Origin of the sequence: Faecalibacterium sp. DFI.5.82, from assembly GCF_029076575.1 — a bacterium.
GTDB classification, from domain to species: Bacteria; Bacillota; Clostridia; order Oscillospirales; family Ruminococcaceae; genus Faecalibacterium; species Faecalibacterium duncaniae.
On the sequence record NZ_JARFIS010000090.1, the window covers coordinates 1 to 435 of the forward strand.

At 54.5% G+C, this 435-nt stretch carries 1 protein-coding gene and 1 pseudogene; both read left to right on the top strand.

Going from position 1 to position 435, the window contains the following annotated elements:
* Positions 1-199 (top strand): annotated as a pseudogene (locus P0G09_RS15705) (ParA family protein); the annotation flags it as partial.
* Positions 156-435, top strand: a 280-nt coding sequence (locus P0G09_RS15710) for a ParB N-terminal domain-containing protein (RefSeq protein WP_275253120.1), incomplete at its 3' end; no start/stop codon positions are given. The pseudogene P0G09_RS15705 and the gene P0G09_RS15710, both read left to right, overlap by 44 nt.

Genomic DNA, 435 nt, shown 5'->3' on the forward strand with positions numbered 1-435 from the left:
TGCTTACGGCAGCAAGATCAAGGTGTTTGACCAGACCATTCCCCGGTCTGTCCGTGCTGCGGAAATCAGTGCCGTGGGCAAAAGCATTTTCCTGCACGACCCCAAAGGCAAGGTGGCAGATGCCTATAAATCTCTGACCGAGGAGGTGATGGCGAATGCCGAAAAACAGCTTAAAAGTGTCGCTGAAAGGGGCAGATGACATCTTCTCCACGGAAGAATCCCGACAGGAGCAGCAGAGGGAACAGGTTCAGCAGATTACCATCGGAGAACTGTTCCCTTTCAAGAACCACCCCTTTAAGGTTTTGGATGATGAGTCCATGCAGCGCACGGTGGAAAGCGTAGAACAGTACGGCGTGCTTTCTCCGCTGATTTCACGTCCACGCCCGGAAGGTGGCTACGAGATCATCTCCGGGCACCGCCGTCAGCACGCTGCAC